24 protein-coding genes are annotated in these 19,900 nt (G+C 30.4%); 7 read left to right on the top strand and 17 right to left on the bottom strand.

The annotated features are described in order from the left end of the window. Positions 1-3: 3 nt before the first annotated feature. From L8X97_RS06115 to L8X97_RS06070, 10 genes are all read right to left on the bottom strand, one after another. Positions 4-291 carry a hypothetical protein gene (locus L8X97_RS06115; RefSeq protein ID WP_263660738.1) on the bottom strand — a complete coding sequence of 96 codons (288 nt, stop codon included), beginning with the start codon at positions 289-291 and terminating at the stop codon, positions 4-6. A gap of 72 nt (positions 292-363) precedes the next feature. Next, positions 364-786 (bottom strand): ribosome maturation factor RimP, encoded by a 423-nt coding sequence (gene rimP, locus L8X97_RS06110; RefSeq protein WP_263660737.1) that lies wholly within the window; start codon positions 784-786, stop codon positions 364-366. After that, the gene (rbfA, locus tag L8X97_RS06105) at positions 776-1,138 is read right to left on the bottom strand and encodes a 30S ribosome-binding factor RbfA (RefSeq protein ID WP_039617407.1); all 363 of its coding nucleotides are present in this window, start codon (positions 1,136-1,138) and stop codon (positions 776-778) included. The genes rimP and rbfA overlap by 11 nt, the downstream gene beginning before the upstream one ends. Further along, positions 1,135-3,765: a translation initiation factor IF-2 gene (gene infB, locus L8X97_RS06100; protein ID WP_263662863.1), complete on the bottom strand. Its 2,631-nt coding sequence runs from the start codon at positions 3,763-3,765 to the stop codon at positions 1,135-1,137. The genes rbfA and infB overlap by 4 nt, the downstream gene beginning before the upstream one ends. Continuing rightward, on the bottom strand, positions 3,746-4,012 hold the full coding sequence (locus tag L8X97_RS06095; protein ID WP_133319640.1) for a DUF448 domain-containing protein: 267 nt from the start codon (positions 4,010-4,012) through the stop codon (positions 3,746-3,748). Before L8X97_RS06095 ends, infB begins: the two co-directional genes overlap by 20 nt. Before the next feature lie 24 nt (positions 4,013-4,036). Next, on the bottom strand, positions 4,037-4,915 hold the full coding sequence (gene thrB, locus L8X97_RS06090; protein WP_263659729.1) for a homoserine kinase: 879 nt from the start codon (positions 4,913-4,915) through the stop codon (positions 4,037-4,039). A gap of 8 nt (positions 4,916-4,923) precedes the next feature. Continuing rightward, positions 4,924-5,331: a tRNA threonylcarbamoyladenosine biosynthesis protein TsaB gene (locus L8X97_RS06085; protein ID WP_263659737.1), complete on the bottom strand. Its 408-nt coding sequence runs from the start codon at positions 5,329-5,331 to the stop codon at positions 4,924-4,926. A 41-nt stretch (positions 5,332-5,372) separates the two neighbouring features. Beyond that, positions 5,373-6,257, bottom strand: coding sequence for a UDP-3-O-acyl-N-acetylglucosamine deacetylase (gene lpxC, locus L8X97_RS06080; RefSeq protein ID WP_263659728.1), 885 nt, complete (start codon positions 6,255-6,257; stop codon positions 5,373-5,375). A gap of 2 nt (positions 6,258-6,259) precedes the next feature. After that, positions 6,260-7,639 (bottom strand): M23 family metallopeptidase, encoded by a 1,380-nt coding sequence (locus L8X97_RS06075; RefSeq protein WP_263659727.1) that lies wholly within the window; start codon positions 7,637-7,639, stop codon positions 6,260-6,262. 76 nt (positions 7,640-7,715) lie between these two features. Continuing rightward, entirely contained in the window at positions 7,716-8,543 is an 828-nt protein-coding gene (locus L8X97_RS06070) for a prephenate dehydrogenase (RefSeq protein ID WP_263659726.1), read from the bottom strand. Positions 8,544-8,620: 77 nt separating this feature from the next. Here L8X97_RS06070 and bamA point away from each other — a divergent pair, with 77 nt between their 5' ends. From bamA to L8X97_RS06035, 7 genes are all read left to right on the top strand, one after another. Then, entirely contained in the window at positions 8,621-10,837 is a 2,217-nt protein-coding gene (gene bamA / locus L8X97_RS06065; protein WP_263662862.1) for an outer membrane protein assembly factor BamA, read from the top strand. 50 nt (positions 10,838-10,887) lie between these two features. Further along, positions 10,888-11,730, top strand: a complete 843-nt coding sequence (gene accD / locus L8X97_RS06060; RefSeq protein ID WP_263661930.1) for an acetyl-CoA carboxylase, carboxyltransferase subunit beta — start codon at positions 10,888-10,890, stop codon at positions 11,728-11,730. Positions 11,731-11,732: 2 nt separating this feature from the next. Beyond that, positions 11,733-12,188, top strand: a complete 456-nt coding sequence (locus L8X97_RS06055) for a 23S rRNA (pseudouridine(1915)-N(3))-methyltransferase RlmH (RefSeq protein ID WP_263662861.1) — start codon at positions 11,733-11,735, stop codon at positions 12,186-12,188. An 8-nt stretch (positions 12,189-12,196) separates the two neighbouring features. Beyond that, positions 12,197-12,553 carry an RNA polymerase-binding protein DksA gene (gene dksA / locus L8X97_RS06050; RefSeq protein ID WP_133319649.1) on the top strand — a complete coding sequence of 119 codons (357 nt, stop codon included), beginning with the start codon at positions 12,197-12,199 and terminating at the stop codon, positions 12,551-12,553. After that, positions 12,550-13,533 carry a hypothetical protein gene (locus tag L8X97_RS06045; RefSeq protein WP_220566495.1) on the top strand — a complete coding sequence of 328 codons (984 nt, stop codon included), beginning with the start codon at positions 12,550-12,552 and terminating at the stop codon, positions 13,531-13,533. The genes dksA and L8X97_RS06045 overlap by 4 nt, the downstream gene beginning before the upstream one ends. After that, positions 13,530-14,456 (top strand): tRNA dihydrouridine synthase, encoded by a 927-nt coding sequence (locus L8X97_RS06040; RefSeq protein WP_263662860.1) that lies wholly within the window; start codon positions 13,530-13,532, stop codon positions 14,454-14,456. The genes L8X97_RS06045 and L8X97_RS06040 overlap by 4 nt, the downstream gene beginning before the upstream one ends. A 61-nt stretch (positions 14,457-14,517) precedes the next feature. Next, a complete protein-coding gene (locus L8X97_RS06035; RefSeq protein WP_039617382.1) occupies positions 14,518-14,838 on the top strand; it encodes a hypothetical protein in 321 nt (106 codons plus the stop codon). Here the strand turns inward: L8X97_RS06035 and recO are convergent. Genes recO through L8X97_RS06000 form a run of 7 tightly spaced genes read right to left on the bottom strand, consistent with a single transcriptional unit; the run spans position 14,822 to position 19,890 of the window. Then, positions 14,822-15,436 carry a recombination protein RecO gene (recO, locus tag L8X97_RS06030; protein WP_263659722.1) on the bottom strand — a complete coding sequence of 205 codons (615 nt, stop codon included), beginning with the start codon at positions 15,434-15,436 and terminating at the stop codon, positions 14,822-14,824. The genes L8X97_RS06035 and recO overlap by 17 nt on opposite strands. After that, entirely contained in the window at positions 15,437-15,949 is a 513-nt protein-coding gene (locus tag L8X97_RS06025; RefSeq protein WP_263662859.1) for a cysteine hydrolase family protein, read from the bottom strand. After that, positions 15,942-16,703: an ATP-binding protein gene (locus L8X97_RS06020; protein WP_039627820.1), complete on the bottom strand. Its 762-nt coding sequence runs from the start codon at positions 16,701-16,703 to the stop codon at positions 15,942-15,944. The genes L8X97_RS06025 and L8X97_RS06020 overlap by 8 nt, the downstream gene beginning before the upstream one ends. Continuing rightward, entirely contained in the window at positions 16,700-17,386 is a 687-nt protein-coding gene (locus L8X97_RS06015; protein ID WP_133319656.1) for a 5'-methylthioadenosine/adenosylhomocysteine nucleosidase, read from the bottom strand. The genes L8X97_RS06020 and L8X97_RS06015 overlap by 4 nt, the downstream gene beginning before the upstream one ends. Beyond that, positions 17,383-18,303: an ACP S-malonyltransferase gene (gene fabD / locus L8X97_RS06010; protein WP_263660727.1), complete on the bottom strand. Its 921-nt coding sequence runs from the start codon at positions 18,301-18,303 to the stop codon at positions 17,383-17,385. The genes L8X97_RS06015 and fabD overlap by 4 nt, the downstream gene beginning before the upstream one ends. After that, the gene (locus tag L8X97_RS06005; RefSeq protein ID WP_263662858.1) at positions 18,303-18,884 is read right to left on the bottom strand and encodes an FKBP-type peptidyl-prolyl cis-trans isomerase; all 582 of its coding nucleotides are present in this window, start codon (positions 18,882-18,884) and stop codon (positions 18,303-18,305) included. The genes fabD and L8X97_RS06005 overlap by 1 nt, the downstream gene beginning before the upstream one ends. Before the next feature lie 13 nt (positions 18,885-18,897). After that, positions 18,898-19,890, bottom strand: coding sequence for a tetratricopeptide repeat protein (locus tag L8X97_RS06000; RefSeq protein WP_220566502.1), 993 nt, complete (start codon positions 19,888-19,890; stop codon positions 18,898-18,900). Between the last annotated feature and the right edge of the window lie 10 nt (positions 19,891-19,900).

Raw genomic sequence — 19,900 nt, 5'->3', positions numbered from 1 at the left:
CCTTTAATCCACAATTGCAAAAAATTTACAATTTTTATAATATCTATAAAAATATTCACTATCTTTATGCATAGTTTTTAAATAATTAAAAACAGGCGAAGTCCATTTATAACCTTGACTTTTTGTATGAAATTCATCTATTAATTTATCATCTTGATAAACATATACACTCATGCCGCCATTTTTTACAACTGCTTCTTTAAATTCATCTTCATCTTTTGGAAAATGATAATACACATTGCCATTTTTATCTTTTTTGCTTATATTATAATCATATTTATTTTCAAGCATTATACGCCTTTTTGTTTTTGTATTTAAATTTAATTATATAAAAAATAAGTAAAAATTTAGAATTCTAAATTTTTACCATTGTATGAAGGTTTTAGCTTTTCTTATGTCGCTAAAATTTATAGTAGTTTTTTCTTGAGTTTCTAAATTTTCTAAAATGATATTTTCATCATCTACGGCGATGATTTTTGCTTCGATTTTTTCTTTTTCACTAGTTGTGATTTTTACAAGTTCGTTAATGCTTTTTGCAAAATGCTCGATTTTACTAAGTTTTCTTTCAAGCCCACAGCTTGATACTTCTAAAAAATACTCTCCACCCACAGGTGGCTCTACATCAAAAATAGGTGATAAAATCTCACTAAGCTTAGCACAATCATCAAGATTTACTCCACCTTCTTTTTGTACATAAATTCTATAAATCTTTCTACCATTTTCACTTACTAGCTCATCATCATAAAAGCTAAGCCCTGCTTCTTTACAAAGTGCTTCAAGATTCATTTTGTTCCTTTTTGATTTTTTCAAATAAAGCATCCATATGGTTTTGATACTCTAATCTATCATCAAATTTAAAGTGAAAATTCGGACATCTATACCACCCTTGCTCACTCATGCAATAATTTTGCAAAGCACGGGCGGCTTTTTTGAGTTGATTGAGTATGATTTCTTGCTCTTGGGTATTAAAAAACATTTTATCTAGATACACAAAAGCATCATATCTGCCTTTTTTACACTCCACATCTACTACGCACAAATTTTTTAAAGCTTCGTTGTCTAAATTTGCTAAAGCTTCTGGTATAAGTTCTTTTAAAATGCTTTCTGTGCGTAGCTTTTTGATTTCGGCTGGGTTCATAGGCTTACTTGTTCCTCAACTTCTTTATAACTTTCTATATAATCCCCCACTCTCATATCATTACAACCTTCTATGCCTACACCGCATTCATAGCCTTTTGCAACTTCTCTTACATCATCTTTAAAGCGTTTGAGCGAGCTTACATTACCTTCAAATACCACAACCCCATCTCTAATAAGCCTGATTTTCGCACCACGATTGATCGTGCCTTCTGTCACCATACAACCTGCGATTTGGCCTAATTTTGGTACATTGATCACTTGGCGAATTTCAGCTTGACCAAGTTGTTCTTCAGAGATGATAGGACTCATCATACCACCTAGTAAGGCTTTTACATCATCAAGCAAGTTATAAATAACATTATAAGTTTTTATCTCTACGCCTTTATCTTTAGCGCGTTCTTTGATCTCACCAGTTGGGCGTATATTAAAACCTAAAACGATAGAGTTTTCACTCGCACTTGCAAGCTCTATATCACTTTGAGTAATCCCACCTACCCCACTATGGATGATATTAACCTTGATCTCATCGTTTTTAAGTTTTTCTAAACTAGCCTTAATCGCTTCAAGCGAACCTTGCACATCTGCTTTTAAAATCACAGGAAGGGCTTTTAAATTGCCTTCTTTGATTTTTGCACCAAGCTCATCTATGCTTACTTTAGTGGATTTGCTTAGTTCTTTTTGGCGGTTGTATTCATGACGTTTATTAGCATATTCTCTTGCTTGCTTATCACTATCTACAGCTATTAGAGTTTCTCCTGCATCGGCTACTTCACTAAGACCTATGATCACCCCGCACTCACCTGGACCTATTTCTTTTAAAGCTTTGCCTTGATCATCACTCATAGCACGCACTTTACCATAAGCCTCCCCTGCTACGACTGTATTTCCCACTCTTAAAGTACCATTTTGCACGATGATAGTAGCCACAGGACCTCTACCTTTTTGCACTGAAGATTCTATAATACTTGCTTTAGCATGGGCTTTTGGATTTGCTTTAAGTTCTAAAATATCAGCTTGTAATAATACAATTTCAAGTAAATCCTCTATACCATCACCTTTTTTAGCTGAAACTGGCACAAATTCATGGCTTCCGCCCCATTCTACTGGCATGATGTCCATTTCTGCTAGTTGGGTTTTTACCATGTCAGGATTTGCGTTTTCTTTATCCATTTTATTAATAGCAATGATAATAGGTACATTAGCTGCTTTTGCATGATTGATCGCCTCTTTAGTTTGTGGTTTTACCCCATCATCTGCAGCTACTACGATAATAACAATATCCGTTATACTAGCTCCCCTTGCACGCATAGCAGTAAATGCCTCATGGCCTGGAGTATCGATAAAAGTGATTTTTCTACCATTTTTTTCCACCATATAAGCGCCCACATGCTGAGTAATCCCACCTGCTTCGCCACTTGCAATGCGTGATTTTCTTATATAATCAAGCAAAGAAGTCTTACCATGATCAACATGCCCCATAATAGTGATAACCGGAGCTCTTTGGCTTAAATTTTCTTCTGTTTGATTTTCATCATAATCTTTTACATAATCAAACTCATCAGCCTCATCAATGATATTAATCTCCACTCCAAATTCAGCAGCAAGAATTTCTATAGCATCCTCATCTAAAAAGTCATTTTTAGTCGTCATCATACCAAGCATGAAAAGTTTAGAGATAACTTCTCCGGTGTTTTTACCAAGTTTTTCAGCAAATTCATACACACGAATTTCTTTAGGTATGCTTACACTTGTTATAGCTTCACTTTCTTTTTTCTCTACCTTTTTAGGTGGTTTTTTACGACTTCTTCTTTGTATACCACCCTCGCCAAATGGGTTGATAGAGTTATTTAAAGATTGCTTTAAAATATTTGGTTGTTTTTTGTTTGCTGGTTGTGCTGGTTTGTTTTCTTTTACACTAAAATCAGGTAAAACTACCATATCGTCATCTTCTAAAGAAATATCAGCAAAGTCTTTATCTCCTAAAAGATCCATTTTAGTAGTGTTTTCTTTTTTACTTGCTACAGGATGATTTTTCTTTTCTTTTTTCTTTCTTTTTAAATTCTCATCTGAATTTGAAAAAATCATACTAAGGCTCAAACCTTGAGTATTTTGTATATTAGATTTTTCTTCATTGTTTATTTGATTTTCTTTACTTTCTTCTTTTTTCTTTTTAACGATAACTAAACCTCTTCTTTTAGCTAAATTTAAATTAGAGCCTAGTTTTTCATCGAATTTAATTTCTTCTTTTTTTTCTTCTAATGCTTCATTTTTAATAGGATTTTCAGGTTGCTTTTCTTCTTTTTTACTTTCTTCTTTCTTTTCATTTGTTGTTTTAACAGGAGTTTTTGTTTCTTTTTTAGTAGTTTTTTTCTCTTCTTTTTTGCTTTCTTCTTTTTTAGTAGTTTTTTTAGTCGCGCTTTCTTTTTTAGGCTTTGCCACTTTTTTTACCACATCTAGTATTTCACCTGATTGCACATATTGATAAATCGCTTCTGCGATTTCAGAAGATACTTTTTTGTTAGGGGATTTTATATCCTCCAAGCCTATTTCATTGGCTTTTTCTATAATTTCTTTACTAGTATATCCTAACTCTTGAGCGATTTCGCTAATCTTTACATCTGTCATTAAAAAATATCTCCTTTAAATCCTGCTGATTTATACTGCCATAAAAATTGCCTTTGCAAGCTCTCATAAAAGCCTTTTGCAATGTTTTTTCATCTTTTTCAAAACATGGATTACAAATATATAAACTCCTACCAAATTCCACTTTAGTGATAATTTGAGAATTTTTTATTTGAAATTGATGCAAACTTTGCTTTTCATAACGACCTTTGCAAACAATGCACATTCTAATGGGTATATGGTTTTTCAAAATTATATCTTTTTTTTGGAATTTTTAGCAAATTTTAAAGCCCTCATCATCAAATTCTAAAAGCTCAACTCTAAATTTAGCAAATTTATTTTTGATTTTTTCTTTGATTTGTTTAGCATCATCTTTATAGGCTAGAGTGAAAAAACTCGAACCTGAGCCTGAAAGCGTGCTCATGAGAGCATTATTATCTAAAGCTAATTTTTGTACTTCAAAAAGCTCAGGTAAAAGTTTCATTCTTTGATTTTGATGAAGTTTGTCTAAACTTGCATATTTCAACATGTCATATTTTTTTTCTAAAAAACAAGCTGTTAAAAATGAAGCATGACAAAGATTAAAAACAGCATCTTCTAGATTAATTTTTTTAGCTAAAACTGTTCTTGATTTTTGAGTATTCATCGCTACATTTGGTATAGTTATAACAGCTTGTAAGTCTTTATCTACTTCTTTTTTTATAGCTAAGACTTTTTGATTGTGATTTAATGCACACACAAAACCTCCAAGAGCTGCTGGAGCTATGTTATCTGGATGATTTTCATATTTTAAAGCTTCATTTAAAATGATATTTTTATCTGCTTTAAATCCGCTTAATTCATAAGCACAAGCAATAGCTCCAATTATTACAGCAGAAGAACTTCCCATACCTCTTGCTAAAGGGATATTATTTTGAAAAACAAAACGAAAATTATCTTTTTTACCGCTAAGTCTTTGATAAATTTCATAAAAAATATTAACAAAAGTATTATTTTTTTTAAGATAGATATTATTTTCACCTTCTCCATGTATGTTAATACTAAAAAATTTAGATTTTTCAACTATGGTTTGATTAAAATGTTTTAAACTCAAGCCCAAACAATCAAAACCAGGACCTAAATTTGCACTTGTCGCAGGAACTAAAATTTTCATTTTTTACCTTAATTAATTGCATCTAAAACATAAAAAGGTGTACTTTCTTTGCTTAAATTTAAACCTTTTAAACTTTGAGGCATAAAAAAACTTCCTGCTTGTGTCTTCTCTAAAATAATTTCACCATTGTCTTTTTTTACAAAACATAAATGTTTGTTTGCAGGTATAGGAGTGTTGTTATTTAACTCAAAAGCACTGATTGCTTTTAAAGGAATGTTTTTGACTATGGCTAATGTCTCAAAAGAAACATAAGAAATCTTTATACCCATGTAAGAACCTGGTCCATGTACATAAATAAGCTTTTCAAACTCATATTGCGAAAGTAATTCTTGCAATATTTTTGGTAAAACCTCGCTAACTTTTAAATCACTTTCAATGGTATTTAACAATAAATCATTTTCATAAATACCAAGCATTAAAGGTTTTGCTATGGCATTTAAAAGCAAAGTAACCTTTTTTATGCAAAAACCTTTTCATAAACCTTATGTGTGCTTTTTTCTAAGCTTACCACTTCATAGGCACTAGGATCTTTTAAAAGTTCTTTAGTTAAAAGATGATTAAGCTTGTGTGAACCTGCATAAGAAGTATAATCTCCAAAAACTCTACATCCAAGCAAGGTTAAATCCCCAATAGCGTCTAAAATTTTATGACGCACAAATTCATCCTTAAAGCGCAAACCTTCAGGGTTTAAAATACGATTATCATCAACCACAACAGCATTTTCTAGGCTTCCACCAAGACCTAAATTCATAGCTCTTAAAGCTTGAACATCTTTTAAAAATCCAAAGGTTCTTGCTCTTGCTATTTGCTCTATGTAGTTTTGTTTGCTAAATTCAAAACAATAATTTTGTTTGCCTATAATAGGATTATCAAATTCGATTGTATAGTTTATAATAGGCATATCCGTAGGACTTAAACGCACAAATTTATTGCCTTCTTTTACTTCTACACTTTTTTTAATCACTAAAATTTTTTTTGCCGCATCAAGCTCTTTTATACCTGCTTCTTCAAGCATCATACAAAAACCTATACTGCTACCATCCATTACAGGAGCTTCGTTTGCGTCTAAAACTATACGCACATTATCAATACCATAAGCATTAATCGCGCTCATTAAATGTTCTATAGTAGAAACATAACCCCTATGATCGCCTATTACAGTAGCCATTTGTGTATCGATGACATTTTCAGGCTTTGCTTCATAAGAAATTCCCAAATCACTTCTATAAAACACTATACCACTACCAGCTTCTAATGGCTCTAATTTTATACCAATAGGCTCACCCTTGTGCAAACCTATACCAACACCTTTAACTTCTTTTGCTATTGTTGTTTGATTCATTTTTATTCACTCAAAATTCTTTTTTTGCTTGATTCTAATACATTATAGATATTTTCTTTTATCCATTTTGCATCTTGCCATTGCTCAGGACGCACTTCAACACCTTGCACCAAAACACCAAAATGCACATGATCTCCAAGTGCTAAGCCTGTAGTGCCTGTAGTGCCTATAACATCACCCGCTTTAACTCTATCGCCCACATTTACATCCACATTAGTGCAATGTCCATAAAGAGTATAAATCCCAAAACCATGATAAATAATAATATTTAGTCCATAAATTCCATTTTCTTGTACAAATACCACTTCACCATCGTTATTGCTAATGATAGGCGCTTCTTTTACGCTTGCTAAATCAAGTCCCATATGATAAGAACTACTAAATGCTTGATTATTATAAGAATAAAATCTATGGTCAGCATAATCAGCCACTTTTTGGCCATTTTTTAAAGGCTTGAAAAGATTGACTTTAAAATTATTAATCATAGTATCAGGAACTTTACTCGTAATATCATGAATGATAACTTCATTAGAAGCTCTTAAGTCCTCATTAACAAATTTAAATTTTTCAAGCCTGCTTAACTCTCTATCTTTTGGAGCATATTTTTGTGCTAAAAATTCAATCTTTCCATCTAAAAATCTATCACTTACTTTTATATTAGATACTCGGTATTTTTTATTGGTAAAATAATATCTAATTCTTTGCTTGTTTACATTACCTGCTTTATCTACTGCCACTACATAAGCTCTAAAATGCTCATCAGTTGCCTCCCAAGGAATCAAAGCAGCATAATATCCTTCTTTCACATAAGGAGTTGCTTTAAAAATTTTATCTTTATCAGTTGTGATATAAACTTCTTGCAAATTCTCATCACTTGCTTTAAATACCACACTACCTACTCCACCTTGTTCGATTTGATAAGAATTGTCTAAAATTTCTACAAATGGTTTTTTGGTATCAATGATAACTTTCACTTCTTTAAGCGCTTGATTTCCTAAAAAGAAATTCCAAAAACTACTATCACTTGCTTCTATTACAAGCTTATAAGAATCAACATTTTCTTTATAAGCTGGTTTTGGTAGTTTTAAATCAAAATGGACACTTTTTTTATTACCTTTAACATGTTCATTAACAAGCATTTCACCATTTAATTCATTTGCTTTAAATAGTGTGACTTTAACATCTTTTAAAACGCTTTCATCGCTTATTTCTATAGATATAGGATCTGTTAAATTGCTATAAATAATATCTGATTTTGTTTGGATTAATGGAGGATTTTTTTCAAACAGCTTTGTATTTAACACAAAAACCCCAAAGGCTAAAAGTATTAAAAAAACTAGAAAAATCCATTTTTTATTTGATCTTTTACGCGTAAAAACCATATTCTCCACTTTCATTGTATAATTTTTGTAAAAATATATTATGCTTTAGCAAATTAAGAGTAAATTATAAAAAATTTTACAAAATTTCTCTTAACTTATTTGCACTTTTAATCCAAGCTTCAAGTTCATTTATATCACATTTTTCTATCATTTTTTTACACTCTTGTAATTCTTTTTGAAATAAATCAATAGAATTTAATAAATTTTGTTTGTTTTGTTCAAAAATACCACTCCACATTTGAGGGTTTGATTTTGCAATTCTACACATATCTTTAAAAGAAGGACCTCCTAGGTGGGCTATATTTTTTTTATTTTCTTCTTTCATTACAAAATTTGCCAAGGAAAAACTAATCACATGCGGTAAGTGTGAAATGATAGAAGCATGATGATCATGCGCGATACTATCCATAAATACAAGCTTCATTCCTAAATCTGAAAAAATTTCTATAGCTCTTTTTTGATGGATATGATCAGCATTTTGCACATCACATAAAACACAAACTGCATTTTTATATAAGTCTTTTATAGCTGCATTTGGACCGCTATTTTCTGTTCCTGCCATAGGATGAGCTGCGATAAATTGACTTTGTAAATCAGATGGTAAATTTTTAATAATTTCTTCTTTTGTACTTCCAAGCTCAATGATAGTGCAATCTTTAGAAATATCTTGAAATTCTTTTAAAATTTTTACAATAGCTCTTACAGGGATAGCTAAAAAAATTACATCACATTTTTTTAACTCTTCAAATGAAACAATTTTATCTATTAATTTTCGCTCTAGCGCGATTTGTTCAAATTCTTTGTTTATATCATATCCGCAAACTAAATCTATTAATTTATTCTCTCTCAAGCTAAGGCCCAAAGATCCACCTATTAAGCCAAGTCCGATTATACCTACTTTCATAAATTTTCCTTAAAAAGCATTAGTTAAAAATATTTTGGTATTATAACGATTTTGTATATAAAAATTTAGGTAAAATGATGAAAAAATGGTTTGTTTTCTTTGCACTCTCAAGTTCTTTATGTGCAGCTACGATTAAAGATATAAAATTTGAAGGCTTATCGCAACTTTCTAAAGAAAGTGCTATTGCGATTTCTAAATTAAAAATAGGACAAAAAATCGATCCTGCTAGTATAGATACAGCAATTAAAAACCTTTTTGATAGAAATTATTTTAAAGATATAGTAGTAGAAGAAAAAAATGGGGTGCTAACTTTTAAAGTAATAGAAAAACCTTCCATTGGAAAAATAGACATTCAAGGTATAGCAAGTAATGATAGAAAACAAATAGAAAGTCTTGTTGGTTTAAAACCTGGAATTTTATATGATGAAAATTCAGCTAAAGACGCAGCCGAAAAAATCAAGCTTTTTTATCAAGCCAAAGGTTTTTATGACACTGTTGTAGAAATCAAAGATGAAAAATTAAGTAATTCAAGCTCATTAAAACTTACTTTTGTTGTAAATCGTGGGGAAAATATCATCATAGAAAAAGTACATTTAAGTGGTGCAAAAAATTTAAGTTATTCAGATATTGAACCTGCGGTAGCAAATAAACAAAGAGAAGCCCTAGGCTGGATGTGGGGCTTTAATGATGGTAAGCTTAAAATCTTTGATCTTGCAAATGATAGCTCAAGAATTTCAGATGTATATTTAAAAGAAGGTTATCTTGATGTAAGCGTATCTCCTGCTTTTTTAAATACTTATACAGATACTTATCAAGCTGATTTAACTTATTTTATCAACGAGGGTGAGGTTTATAAAGTTAAAGAGATTAAAATTTTTAATCCTATTTTTAGTGATGAAGAAAATGAAGCTTTAGCAAATGATTTAAAATTAAGTGTTGGAAAAATAGTTAATATAGAAAAACTAAGAGAAGATATAAAAACTATAGAAACAAAGACAGCTGATTTGGGTTATGCTTTTGTACAGGTTATACCTGATATACAAAAAGATAAAGAAAACCATGAAGCTATGATTATTTTTAAAGTCATACCTAATGAAAAAGTATATGTTAGAAATGTTGAAATTTCAGGTAATACTAAAACAGTTGATAGGGTTATTCGTAGAGAGCTTTATCTAACCGAAGGCAATCTTTATAATAGAACTGATTTAATAGACTCAAGAAATGCTCTAAGAAGAACTGCATATTTTGAAAATGTAGATATTAAAGAACAAAGAGTAGATGATACGCATATTGATTTGATAGTAGAAGTCAAAGAAGCTTCAACTGGAGCTATTTCAGGTGGTATTGGTTATGGAACTAGTGATGGAATTTTACTTAGTGCTTCATTATCTGATGCAAATATCTTAGGCTCTGGCATGAAAGGAAGTGTAAGTATAGACAAAGGCGATGATACACTTTCAGGTAGAATATCTTTAAGAAATCCTAGAGTAAATGATAGTGATTATTCTCTTGGAGGATCATTATATTCAGATCGTTTAGAATGGGATAGTTATGATGAGAGAAACTATGGTTTTGATATAAGTGTTGGTAAAACTTTGGGAAGATATACAAGCATAGATTTAACTTACAATCTTGAGCAAAGTGATATTTATCATTTGAGTGATCGCTTAATCGCTCAAGGATATAAACTCGGTAAAACTTACAAAAGTTCTATCACTCCTTCAATAGTATTTAACAATACAGATGATTATTATCTACCAAGATCAGGTTTTATCGCTTCAACCTCACTTGAATATGCAGGCTTAGGTGGAGATCAAGAATTTATAAGCTCTACTACTAAATTTAATTATTATCAAGGCTTAGAAGAATTTATAGGTTGGGATTTGATTTATCGCTATAAAGCAAGTTTTTATAAGGTATGGGATCAAGGTTATTTACCTATCAATGAAAAATTATACCTTGGAGGCATAGGAACTATTAGAGGTTTTGATAGAAGAAGCGTGAGTCCTAAAAACGAATGGGGTGATGAAACAGGTGGTACAGTGGCTTTTGCAAATTCTGTAGAGCTTAGCTTTCCAATCTTTGATAGAATCAAACTAAGAGGAAGTGTATTTTTTGACTATGGTGCCATAGGTGAGAGTTCTTTAAGTCAAATTCAAAGATGGAGCACAGGTGTTGGCTTTGAGTGGCTAACCCCACTAGGTGCTTTAAATTTAGTTTTTGCTAAACCATTTAACACTAATTCAAAAGACGACTTAAGCAAATTCGAGTTTATGTTGGGTGCAAGATTTTAAAAATACTAAAATCTTGCTATAATTTTGAAATTTTATTTTAGGTAGAGATAATGAATTTTTTAGATATTTTTTCTAGTATAAGACGCAAACAAGCCGCTCCAAGCGAAGCTCCAAATCACTGGGTAAAATGTAATTCTTGTCATGCGTTAATGTATTATAAAGAAATAGAAACTTGTTATAATGTTTGTCCTAAATGTAATTTTCATATGAGATTAAATCCTTTAAAACGCATCGAGCTACTTAGTGATGAAGATACTTTTGTAGAAATGGATAAAGATTTACATGCAATTGATCCACTTAAATTTGTTGATAGTAAATCATATAAAAAAAGATTAGCAGAAAATGAAGAAAAAACAGGAAGAAAAAGCGCTATAATAAGCGGCGAGTGCAATATAGATGGCATTAAAACTCAATTAGTTGTTTTTGATTTTTCTTTCATGGGTGGAAGTTTGGGCTCAGTAGAAGGTGAAAAAATTCTTAGAGCTATTGAAAGAGCGATTGAGAAAAAAACTCCTGTTGTTATAGTGAGTGCAAGTGGTGGAGCTAGAATGCAAGAAAGCACTTATTCTTTAATGCAAATGAGCAAAACAAGTGCAGCATTAAAGCTATTAGCAGAAGAAAAGCTTCCCTATATTTCTGTCTTAACTGATCCAACTATGGGTGGAGTGAGCGCATCGTTTGCTTGGCTTGGAGATATCATTATGGCTGAACCTGGTGCCCTAGTAGGCTTTGCAGGAGCTAGAGTTATCAAACAAACTATAGGTACTGATTTACCAGAAGGCTTTCAAAAGGCCGAATTTTTACTTGAACATGGATTAATTGATGCTATTGTAGAAAGAAGTGAACATAAAAAATTTATAGCAGATTTTTTAAGATTTTTTTCTAAAAATTAAAAATGCATATTAATCTTTTAAGCATTCAAAAAAACAATAATAATGAATTTAGTAAAATAGATGAGCACTACACCAAGCTCATCAAAAAATTTTGCAATTTTAATGATATTTGTATTTTTAACAATAAAATTAATTTAGCACAAAATACCAATACCATAGAAGCAAAAAAATCTTATACAAACGCGCTAAATCCTTATAAAAAAGGTTTTTGCATAGCTTTAGATGAAAATGGTAAAGAGCTTACAAGTGTAGAATTTGCTAAATTATTACAAGATAAAAATGAAATTTCTTTTTTTATAGGCGGTGCTTATGGCCTTGAAAAAGAATTCATCGCACAAATGCATACAAGCATAGCTCTTAGCAAAATGACTTTAGTGCATAAATTTGCTAAAACTATGCTTTTAGAACAAATTTATCGTGCATTTTGCATTAATACAAATCATCCATACCACAAATAGGAGCATTTATGCAAGAGTTAAATCTTGAAGAATTTAAAAATATATTACTTCAAAGACAAAAAGAAATTTTACAAGAACTTCAAGGTAATATAGACAATATCCATGATCTGCAAGATAGTGAACCAAGAGATGAAGTTGATTTACAACAAATTGACAACAGCTCACATATTGACTTAAAAATCAATGAAAATTTAAAAACAGAATTAGAAGAAATTAAACATTCATTAAGCAAAATAGATAACAATACTTATGGAATTTGTGAGTATTGTGATGAAGATATACATCCTGAAAGACTCAAAGTAAAACCTCACGCAAAATATTGTATAAATTGTCGTGAAAACTTAGAAAAAAGGAAAGAATTATGAAAGTAAAATTATTTTTCTTTGCAAGTTTAGTTTATCTTTTAATCGTAGCAGCCTTAGTTTATAATCTAAATTTGGGAAATTACACTTTCACAATTTCTACTTTTGAGCTAAATTTACCTATCAGCTTATGGGTAATTTTACCTGCATTTATTTTGATGGTTTTAGCTTTATTGCATATGAGTTTTTATGGCTTTTTAAAACATTTACAATACAAAAATCTTATTAAAGACAGCAAAAATTATGAAAATTTTTTAATTGATGTATTTTTGAAAAAAATAAGCAAAATTAAATTTAAAACTCAAGAATTTCAAGATATAGCCAAAAACACTCAAGCTCTTTATTTTAAAGAAAAAAATCAAAATACAAAAATAGATGATATTATAAATATTTTAGAGCAGTTAGACAAAAAGGAATTTGTGGAATTAAAAAAATACAAACTCGATCCACATAATGAAATTTTCATTTTAAATGAAAAAAATCACTTCCAAAAAGATAGCGACTATGCTTTTTCTTTTATTAAAAATAAAGAAACTCTGACAAATGAATTAGAAAATTTTGCTTATAAAATGGTATTAGATAATGCACCTTATAGCCAAATTAAAACACTAAAAATACAAAAAAATCAAGATGATATTTTATTACTTTTGGATAGATTTGAAAAAGAAAATTTGGAATTAAATCATGCTGAAATCGAAGTTTTGCTTAGCATGAATACCTTAGATGATAAGTCATATTTACAATGCACAAAAATACTTTGTAAAAAAATAGAGCCTCAAATATTAATTGCTTTATTTAAAAAGTTAAAAGATAGTCATTCTCAAGCTTTAAGAGCTTATCTTTATACTTTAGCAGAATTTGGTATGTATGATGAATTGCTTAATGAATTAGGAAATGATCAAAACGAACATAAGGATTTTAGACTCTTGCTCTTTTTAAGAGAACATAATAAAAAAATAGAACTTGAAAAATTTATACAATGATAGATTTTAGTAAAAAACCTTTGTTTTTAGCTCCTATGGCAGGTTTTTCAGACTTGCCTTTGAGAAATTTAGTTAAACAATTTGGGGCTGATGTAACAATTAGTGAGATGATAAGTTCTAATGCTTTAGTGTATGAAAGCTCAAAAACTCTTAAAATGTTAGAAAAAGCTGAACTTGAAAATCCTTATATAGTTCAAATTGCAGGCTCGGATGAAAGTGTGATTCAAAGGGCGGTAGAAATATTAAATCGTTTTGATTTTATAGATGGGATTGATTTTAATTGCGGCTGTCCTGTAAGTAAAGTTATAAAACAATGTGCAGGTAGTGCTCTTTTGCAAGATCTTGATAAATTGCAAAGAATTTTAGAACTTATCAAAAAAACAAGCAATAAAAAGCTAACTAGTGTCAAAGTAAGATTAGGGTTTGAAAAAAAAGATCCTATTACCATTGCTAAAGCATGTGAAAATGCTGGGGTAGATTTTATCAGTATGCATGGTCGCACTAGAAAACAAATGTATAGTGGAAATTCTGATTATGAAGCTATAGCTTTAGCTAAAGAAAATATCAAAATTCCTTTAGTTGCAAATGGCGATATTAGCACAGAAAATGCTAAAGAAGTTTTTAAAATAACAAATTGCGATGCATTGATGATAGGGCGTGCAAGCATAGGAAAACCTTGGATATTTCACGAGGTAAAAACTGGCAAAAAAATCGATAAAATTTTAAAAAACAAAATCATCTTTACACATTTTGAAGAAATGCTAAAACATTACAAAGAACAAGGTATAAGCATATTTAGAAAGCACTTACATGAATATTCTAAAGGCTATGAAGATGCTTCAAATTTTAGAGATTGTGTTAATCGCATTAATGATGCAGAAATTATGCGAAAATATATGCAAGAATTTTTCAATAAGGAATGATTTTTGCTTGTAAAATTCTAAGCAATATGAATGAAGAGATACCATAAAACAAGGAAGGTTCATGGCAGCTCATATCAATTCAAAAGGGATTTACAAAGCATTAGGTGGCATTAGAACAAGTGCAAATAATCTAGCAGCACATGCTTCAAAGCTTAACAATCAAAGTTTAAATTTCGAGCAAGTTTTACAACAAACACAACCAAAATGTATAAGCACTTGCTTACAAAGCTCCCAAAAACAACTTGGAAATTTGCTTGAAGATATTAAAAATAGCAAGGAAGCTATTATAAAAAATACACATATTGATAGTGCAAATATCATCGCAAAATTAAGACAAGAGGCTATTATGATGTATGATATTACTCTTAAAAACCCTCTTTAATGATTTTATATAAATTATCAATATATTCATCGCTAAAATGCGATGAATTAAAATTTTCATAAAACCTCACAAGATCTTTAGTTTTAAACTCATAGCCAAAAGCACATTTTTTATGCGCAGGCAAAAAAGCCCTTACCAATACAACATCTTCTTTTATACACTCATCGCATAAAAAGCAAACAAAATCCTTATGCAAGCGCCCTTCAAAGTTTAGAATCTTTAAATAAGCATCCACAATCACACGCTTACAATCTTGTTTTTCAAAACGCTTAGCGCAATCTTCTAAAAGCTCAAAATAAAAACTATCAATCTCCTCAACATCTTTTAAATGCCAATAAAAAAGCCTGATAAATTCTTGCCAAAAAAACATTTTTTCTCTATCTAAAACCCAAGAAAATCCAATGTGTAAAACATCTTTTAAGCGCGGTAAAAATCTAGAACTTTCTTCAAGTTCAAAATCAATCTTATATCCATTTAGAATATTAGAATGTCTCATTCCGTAAAATCTATAACTTTTAATAACTTTTTTGGCACTTAAAAGATAAACAATCAAATCCTCATCTTTTACGCTCTGAGTGTGCAAAATAAAGCCTTGCATCTATAAAAGCTCTATGCCATAAGCTTGTAAAATTTCATAAGCACTATTTTCTAAAGATTCATTAAAACTTGCAGTAGCGTTTTTATGTAAAATAATTTTAGAATTAGGCGTGGCGCTTTGAGCTAAAATAATATTACTAAATACACAAATATGCGAAACCAAACCACAAAATTCTATACTTTCATAATGATTTTGTTTTAAAAAATTAGCCAATTCTAAACTACCAAAAGCATTCTTATAAAAGATTTTTTTTGCATTTTTTAAATACACATTAAAATCACTTGGCATTTGCCAACCAAAAGTATCTTTAATACAATGATAAATAGGCAGTTTTTTTCCTTCTTGGGTTTTTAAATAGCTCTCATCGTGCGTATCAAAAGTAAAAACAACATCACCTTGATGATTTTTTAAAAGAGTAAGAATATTATCTTTTATCTTGGTAGCTTTTTCAAAACCTAAGCTACCATCGATAAAATCATTTTGATAATCAACTATAATTAAAAGTTTAGTCATTATCCTTAACCATGAAAAAACTATCCGTGTGGATATTTTCAAATGCAGTTTTTAAGCTCGTAAATAATTTTGGATTTTCTTTTTCTAAATTTGCTAAAAGCTGTTTAGCTTCTTCTCTAGCATGAGGAAATTTTACATTTTTTTCACTTAATTTCATACCAGGACAAAATTCATTACCAATTACTTCTAATTCATTATTAATAGCATTTTCCCTTAATTGTCTTTCTCTTACAAAAATCAAAGGACGGATGACTTCTACACCTCTTTTACTTTTATATTTTGGCGCTAAACTTCTAAGAGCACCATTATAAATGAAATTCATAAAAAAACTCTCTACTGCATCATCTAAATGATGAGCTATGGCTAATTTATTAAAACCATTTTCTAAGGCGTAAGTATATAAAGCACCACGCCTCATTCTTGAAAAATAGCTACAAAAGCTTGAATTTTTTCTAATAGTATCACCTGAAATTTCATAAATATTAGAATCAATAACCTCATGGTCAATACCATGTTCTTTGCAGTGATTATGAAGTTTGGTGTAATCTTCACCCATGCCATAACTTAAAGTTACTGCTTTAAGTTCAAATTTAAAAGGTGCATGTGCTTGCATACGCTTTAAAAGATGAGCTAGAGCTAGAGAGTCTTTCCCACCACTAAGTCCTAATAAAACTTTATCATTATCTCCTATTAAGGAAAACTTGGCATTTGCTTTTGCAACTTCTCTGATTAGTCTTTTGCTAAGATTTATCATAATTTCTCACAAATTTTTAAAACAAAATTAGCTGAAATTTTAGCGGATTTTTCTACAAACTCATCAAAGTCAAATTCAGCTTTTTCACCTGCCTTATCACTCATTGATCTTAAAACCAAACATGGAATTTTTAAAGCATCACATACCAAAGCCACACTAGCTCCTTCCATTTCACAAGCATCTGCGTTAAAAATTTCTCTAATTTTTGCTTTTTTATTCTCATCACAAATAAATTCATCACCCGTAGCGATAATACCTGATTGTAATTTAACACCAAGTTCTTTAGCGACCTCTATGGCAAGATTATTAAGCTTATCATCTGTTTTTATAAAAATTTCATTACCAGGAACATAACCAAGCGGATGTCCAAAAGCTGTAATATCTAAATCATATTGAGCTAATTTTGTAGCATAGATTAAATCCCCTATTTCCAAACTAGGATTAAAAGCACCAGCCACTCCTGTAAAAAGCATAAGTTCAGCTTTAAATTTTTCTATCATAATAGTTGCGCTAAGAGTGGAATTTACTTTCCCTATCTTAGAATAAGCGATGATTAATTCATGATTTTTGTATTTTGCAATATAATAAGTATTATTTGCATATTCAATTGTTTGATATTCTTTTAATGTTTCGAGTAAAGGAGTAACCTCTTCGGGCATAGCTCCTAAAATAGCTATTTTCATTTAATCACCTTTAGAATTTCATCAATATCTTCTATTTTACTTAAAGCATAAGTTTCTTTTTGAGTGATTTTTTTATTTAAGCCCTTTAGCACGCTCGCACCAAATTCTATATAAAAATCCACTTCATTGTCTATTGTTTTAATGCTTTGTTTATAAAGAACAGGCTTTATAAGTTGCTCGCTTAAAAGTGTTAAAGCTTGAGTTTTATCACTATATATTTTTGCATTTACATTTGAAACTACACTTTTAAAATCATCTTTTAACACAAGCTCTAGTTCTTTTGTAAGTTTTAAAGACGCATTTTTTAATAATGGACAATGGCTTGCAACACTCATATTCAAAAGCATAGCTCTTTTGGCTCCTGCATTCTTAAACTCACTCTCATAAGAAGCTAAATCAGGCTTTAAGCCCGCTACTACAATCTGTCCTTCACAATTATAATTAGCTGCAAAAATACTTTTTTGCTCACTTAATGCCTTTTGACAAAGTTCTTCTACTACTTTATCTTCAAGTCCTAAAACCACCATCATACCAGCTTCGATTTTAGAGCAATCCTCCTGCATAAATTGGCCACGCTTGTTAACAAGTGCTATAACATCTAAAAAGTCAAATGCACCTTGAGTCGCTAAAGCACTAAATTCTCCTAGTGAATGGCCTAAACTATACTTAGCTTCTATACTAGCTTGCTCTTTTAAAGCTTCATAAGCCATTAGTGAGTTTAACACTATGGCCATTTGTGTAAATTCGCTTTTATTTAAATTTTCATTTTCCTTAAAAAGCAAATTTTTAAAATCAATTTTACAATAATCACTTGCACAATCTAATAATTCTCTTGCTTTAAGTGAATTCTCATAAAAACTAAGCCCCATACCAACACTTTGAGAGCCTTGGCCTGGGAAAATAAATGCACTATTCATTAGTGTCCACCGCAGCAACCGCCACCACCATGTCCGTGGCCACCACAACATCCACCACCATGTCCGTGATGATGATCATGATGATGTCCTCCACCACCACATCCACAACTTCTGCTACCTGCAATAATTCCTGTTAAAATTTCATCTTCACTTGCAGCTCTAACATCTACAATATTAATTGAAAATAACAAATCTTTTCCTGCGTAAGCATGATTATAATCAATAGTAACTTCATTCTCAGTAATTTCTCTAACAATTACTCTTACTGTATTACCATCTTCGCCTTCGCCAAAAAGCTCCATACCAACTTGCAAATCAATCCCTGCAAATTGTTCTTTTGGTAAAGTTTGCAATGCATTTGCATCATATTCACCCAAAGCATTTTCTTTTTTTATCACAATATCAGCATCACATGGGGCATCAAGTTTTTGAATTTCTTCTTCTAGTCCTTCTAAAATTTGACCCTTACCTAAAATAAAAGAAATAGGTTCAGCATAAATATTTGATTCTAAAACTTCATTTGTGTTTGCATCTTTTAACTCATAAAACATTGAAACTACACTATTTTTTTCTATAGCCATTTTATCTCCTTTTTTATTTTCTATCTGGCGAAACTTTTGCTTCAGGACTATCAGGATAAGCTGTCTTTAAAGCTTTGTAAAATTTATTAGCACTTTTTGGATCCCCAACTTTATCTAAACTAATAGCCGTATGATAAAGTAATTTTGGCACATAATCACCCTTGGTACTTATAGCAGAACTTTTTTTGTAAAATCCCAAAGCGCCTGCATAATCTTTTTGTTTATATCTTATCTCTCCAAGCCAAAAAGTAGATCTAGCAGGTTTATAATGGATACTAATTAAATGCTCAAATTTTTCTTTTGCATCATCAAATTGATTTTTATTGGTTTCATCAATAGCTTTTTTTAAAATTTCGCTAGATTGCAATTTTTTCCAACTATCATCTTTCACTTGAACAATTTCTTTTTCTAAAGTCGTATTTACTTCTTTAATGACTTCTTGGGTTTTATTGCTTTCACTAGCAATAGGAACAACTTGGATATTATTTGTTTGATTTTGCACTCTAGCTATTTCCGATTGAAAAAAAGTTATGGTTTGGTTCATATCTTCTTTAGAAACATAATCATCATTAATTTTATTAATCAAAGTTGTTATTTCGCTCAATACTTTTTGAATTTCTTGGTGATTTTTTTCTTGAATTTGCCTATTTTCTTCTACATAAGCTCTTAAATTTTGAATTTCTTTTGTGATATTTGCATCAAAATTTTGATAGTTTTCTTCTAGTGAAAGTAATTTTGTATTTGCTTTAGAATATTGAGCATTTAAACCCTCAGTTACACTTTGTAAACCTTCTATATTTTCTACAGCAGTATTGATCTTACTAGTCAAATTAGTATAATATTCATTTAAAGCTTTTAAGCGTTCTTGATTTTCGTATTGTAATTTTTCGTTTTGAGTTAAGCCATAAGGTGTTTTTGTATCTACTTTTCCTGCATCAAATGCTGAAATTTCAGCGTATAAAAAAGTAGCTCCTAAAAGAGCTACTGATAATAATTTGATTTTCATTTATTTAAAA

The sequence above is a fragment of the Campylobacter sp. CNRCH_2013_0671h genome (genome assembly GCF_025773055.1).
GTDB lineage: Bacteria > Campylobacterota > Campylobacteria > Campylobacterales > Campylobacteraceae > Campylobacter_D > Campylobacter_D lari_D.
This window is presented reverse-complemented; position numbering and strand designations above follow the sequence as displayed.

What these genes read in the sequence shown, in the direction of transcription:
- L8X97_RS06035 (WP_039617382.1), top strand. Translation starts at nt 14,518, where the DNA reads ATGGCAGCTCATATCAATTCAAAAGGGATTTACAAAGCATTAGGTGGC.
- L8X97_RS06115 (WP_263660738.1), bottom strand. Translation starts at nt 291, where the DNA reads ATGCTTGAAAATAAATATGATTATAATATAAGCAAAAAAGATAAAAAT.
- infB (WP_263662863.1), bottom strand. Translation starts at nt 3,765, where the DNA reads ATGACAGATGTAAAGATTAGCGAAATCGCTCAAGAGTTAGGATATACT.
- L8X97_RS06005 (WP_263662858.1), bottom strand. Translation starts at nt 18,884, where the DNA reads ATGGCTATAGAAAAAAATAGTGTAGTTTCAATGTTTTATGAGTTAAAA.
- thrB (WP_263659729.1), bottom strand. Translation starts at nt 4,915, where the DNA reads ATGAAAATTTTAGTTCCTGCGACAAGTGCAAATTTAGGTCCTGGTTTT.
- recO (WP_263659722.1), bottom strand. Translation starts at nt 15,436, where the DNA reads ATGCAAGGCTTTATTTTGCACACTCAGAGCGTAAAAGATGAGGATTTG.
- L8X97_RS06000 (WP_220566502.1), bottom strand. Translation starts at nt 19,890, where the DNA reads ATGAAAATCAAATTATTATCAGTAGCTCTTTTAGGAGCTACTTTTTTA.
- L8X97_RS06015 (WP_133319656.1), bottom strand. Translation starts at nt 17,386, where the DNA reads ATGAAAATAGCTATTTTAGGAGCTATGCCCGAAGAGGTTACTCCTTTA.
- rbfA (WP_039617407.1), bottom strand. Translation starts at nt 1,138, where the DNA reads ATGAACCCAGCCGAAATCAAAAAGCTACGCACAGAAAGCATTTTAAAA.
- accD (WP_263661930.1), top strand. Translation starts at nt 10,888, where the DNA reads ATGAATTTTTTAGATATTTTTTCTAGTATAAGACGCAAACAAGCCGCT.
- L8X97_RS06045 (WP_220566495.1), top strand. Translation starts at nt 12,550, where the DNA reads ATGAAAGTAAAATTATTTTTCTTTGCAAGTTTAGTTTATCTTTTAATC.
- L8X97_RS06025 (WP_263662859.1), bottom strand. Translation starts at nt 15,949, where the DNA reads ATGACTAAACTTTTAATTATAGTTGATTATCAAAATGATTTTATCGAT.
- lpxC (WP_263659728.1), bottom strand. Translation starts at nt 6,257, where the DNA reads ATGAATCAAACAACAATAGCAAAAGAAGTTAAAGGTGTTGGTATAGGT.
- L8X97_RS06075 (WP_263659727.1), bottom strand. Translation starts at nt 7,639, where the DNA reads ATGGTTTTTACGCGTAAAAGATCAAATAAAAAATGGATTTTTCTAGTT.
- L8X97_RS06070 (WP_263659726.1), bottom strand. Translation starts at nt 8,543, where the DNA reads ATGAAAGTAGGTATAATCGGACTTGGCTTAATAGGTGGATCTTTGGGC.
- fabD (WP_263660727.1), bottom strand. Translation starts at nt 18,303, where the DNA reads ATGAATAGTGCATTTATTTTCCCAGGCCAAGGCTCTCAAAGTGTTGGT.
- L8X97_RS06055 (WP_263662861.1), top strand. Translation starts at nt 11,733, where the DNA reads ATGCATATTAATCTTTTAAGCATTCAAAAAAACAATAATAATGAATTT.
- L8X97_RS06020 (WP_039627820.1), bottom strand. Translation starts at nt 16,703, where the DNA reads ATGATAAATCTTAGCAAAAGACTAATCAGAGAAGTTGCAAAAGCAAAT.
- L8X97_RS06085 (WP_263659737.1), bottom strand. Translation starts at nt 5,331, where the DNA reads ATGCTTGGTATTTATGAAAATGATTTATTGTTAAATACCATTGAAAGT.
- rimP (WP_263660737.1), bottom strand. Translation starts at nt 786, where the DNA reads ATGAATCTTGAAGCACTTTGTAAAGAAGCAGGGCTTAGCTTTTATGAT.
- dksA (WP_133319649.1), top strand. Translation starts at nt 12,197, where the DNA reads ATGCAAGAGTTAAATCTTGAAGAATTTAAAAATATATTACTTCAAAGA.
- bamA (WP_263662862.1), top strand. Translation starts at nt 8,621, where the DNA reads ATGAAAAAATGGTTTGTTTTCTTTGCACTCTCAAGTTCTTTATGTGCA.
- L8X97_RS06040 (WP_263662860.1), top strand. Translation starts at nt 13,530, where the DNA reads ATGATAGATTTTAGTAAAAAACCTTTGTTTTTAGCTCCTATGGCAGGT.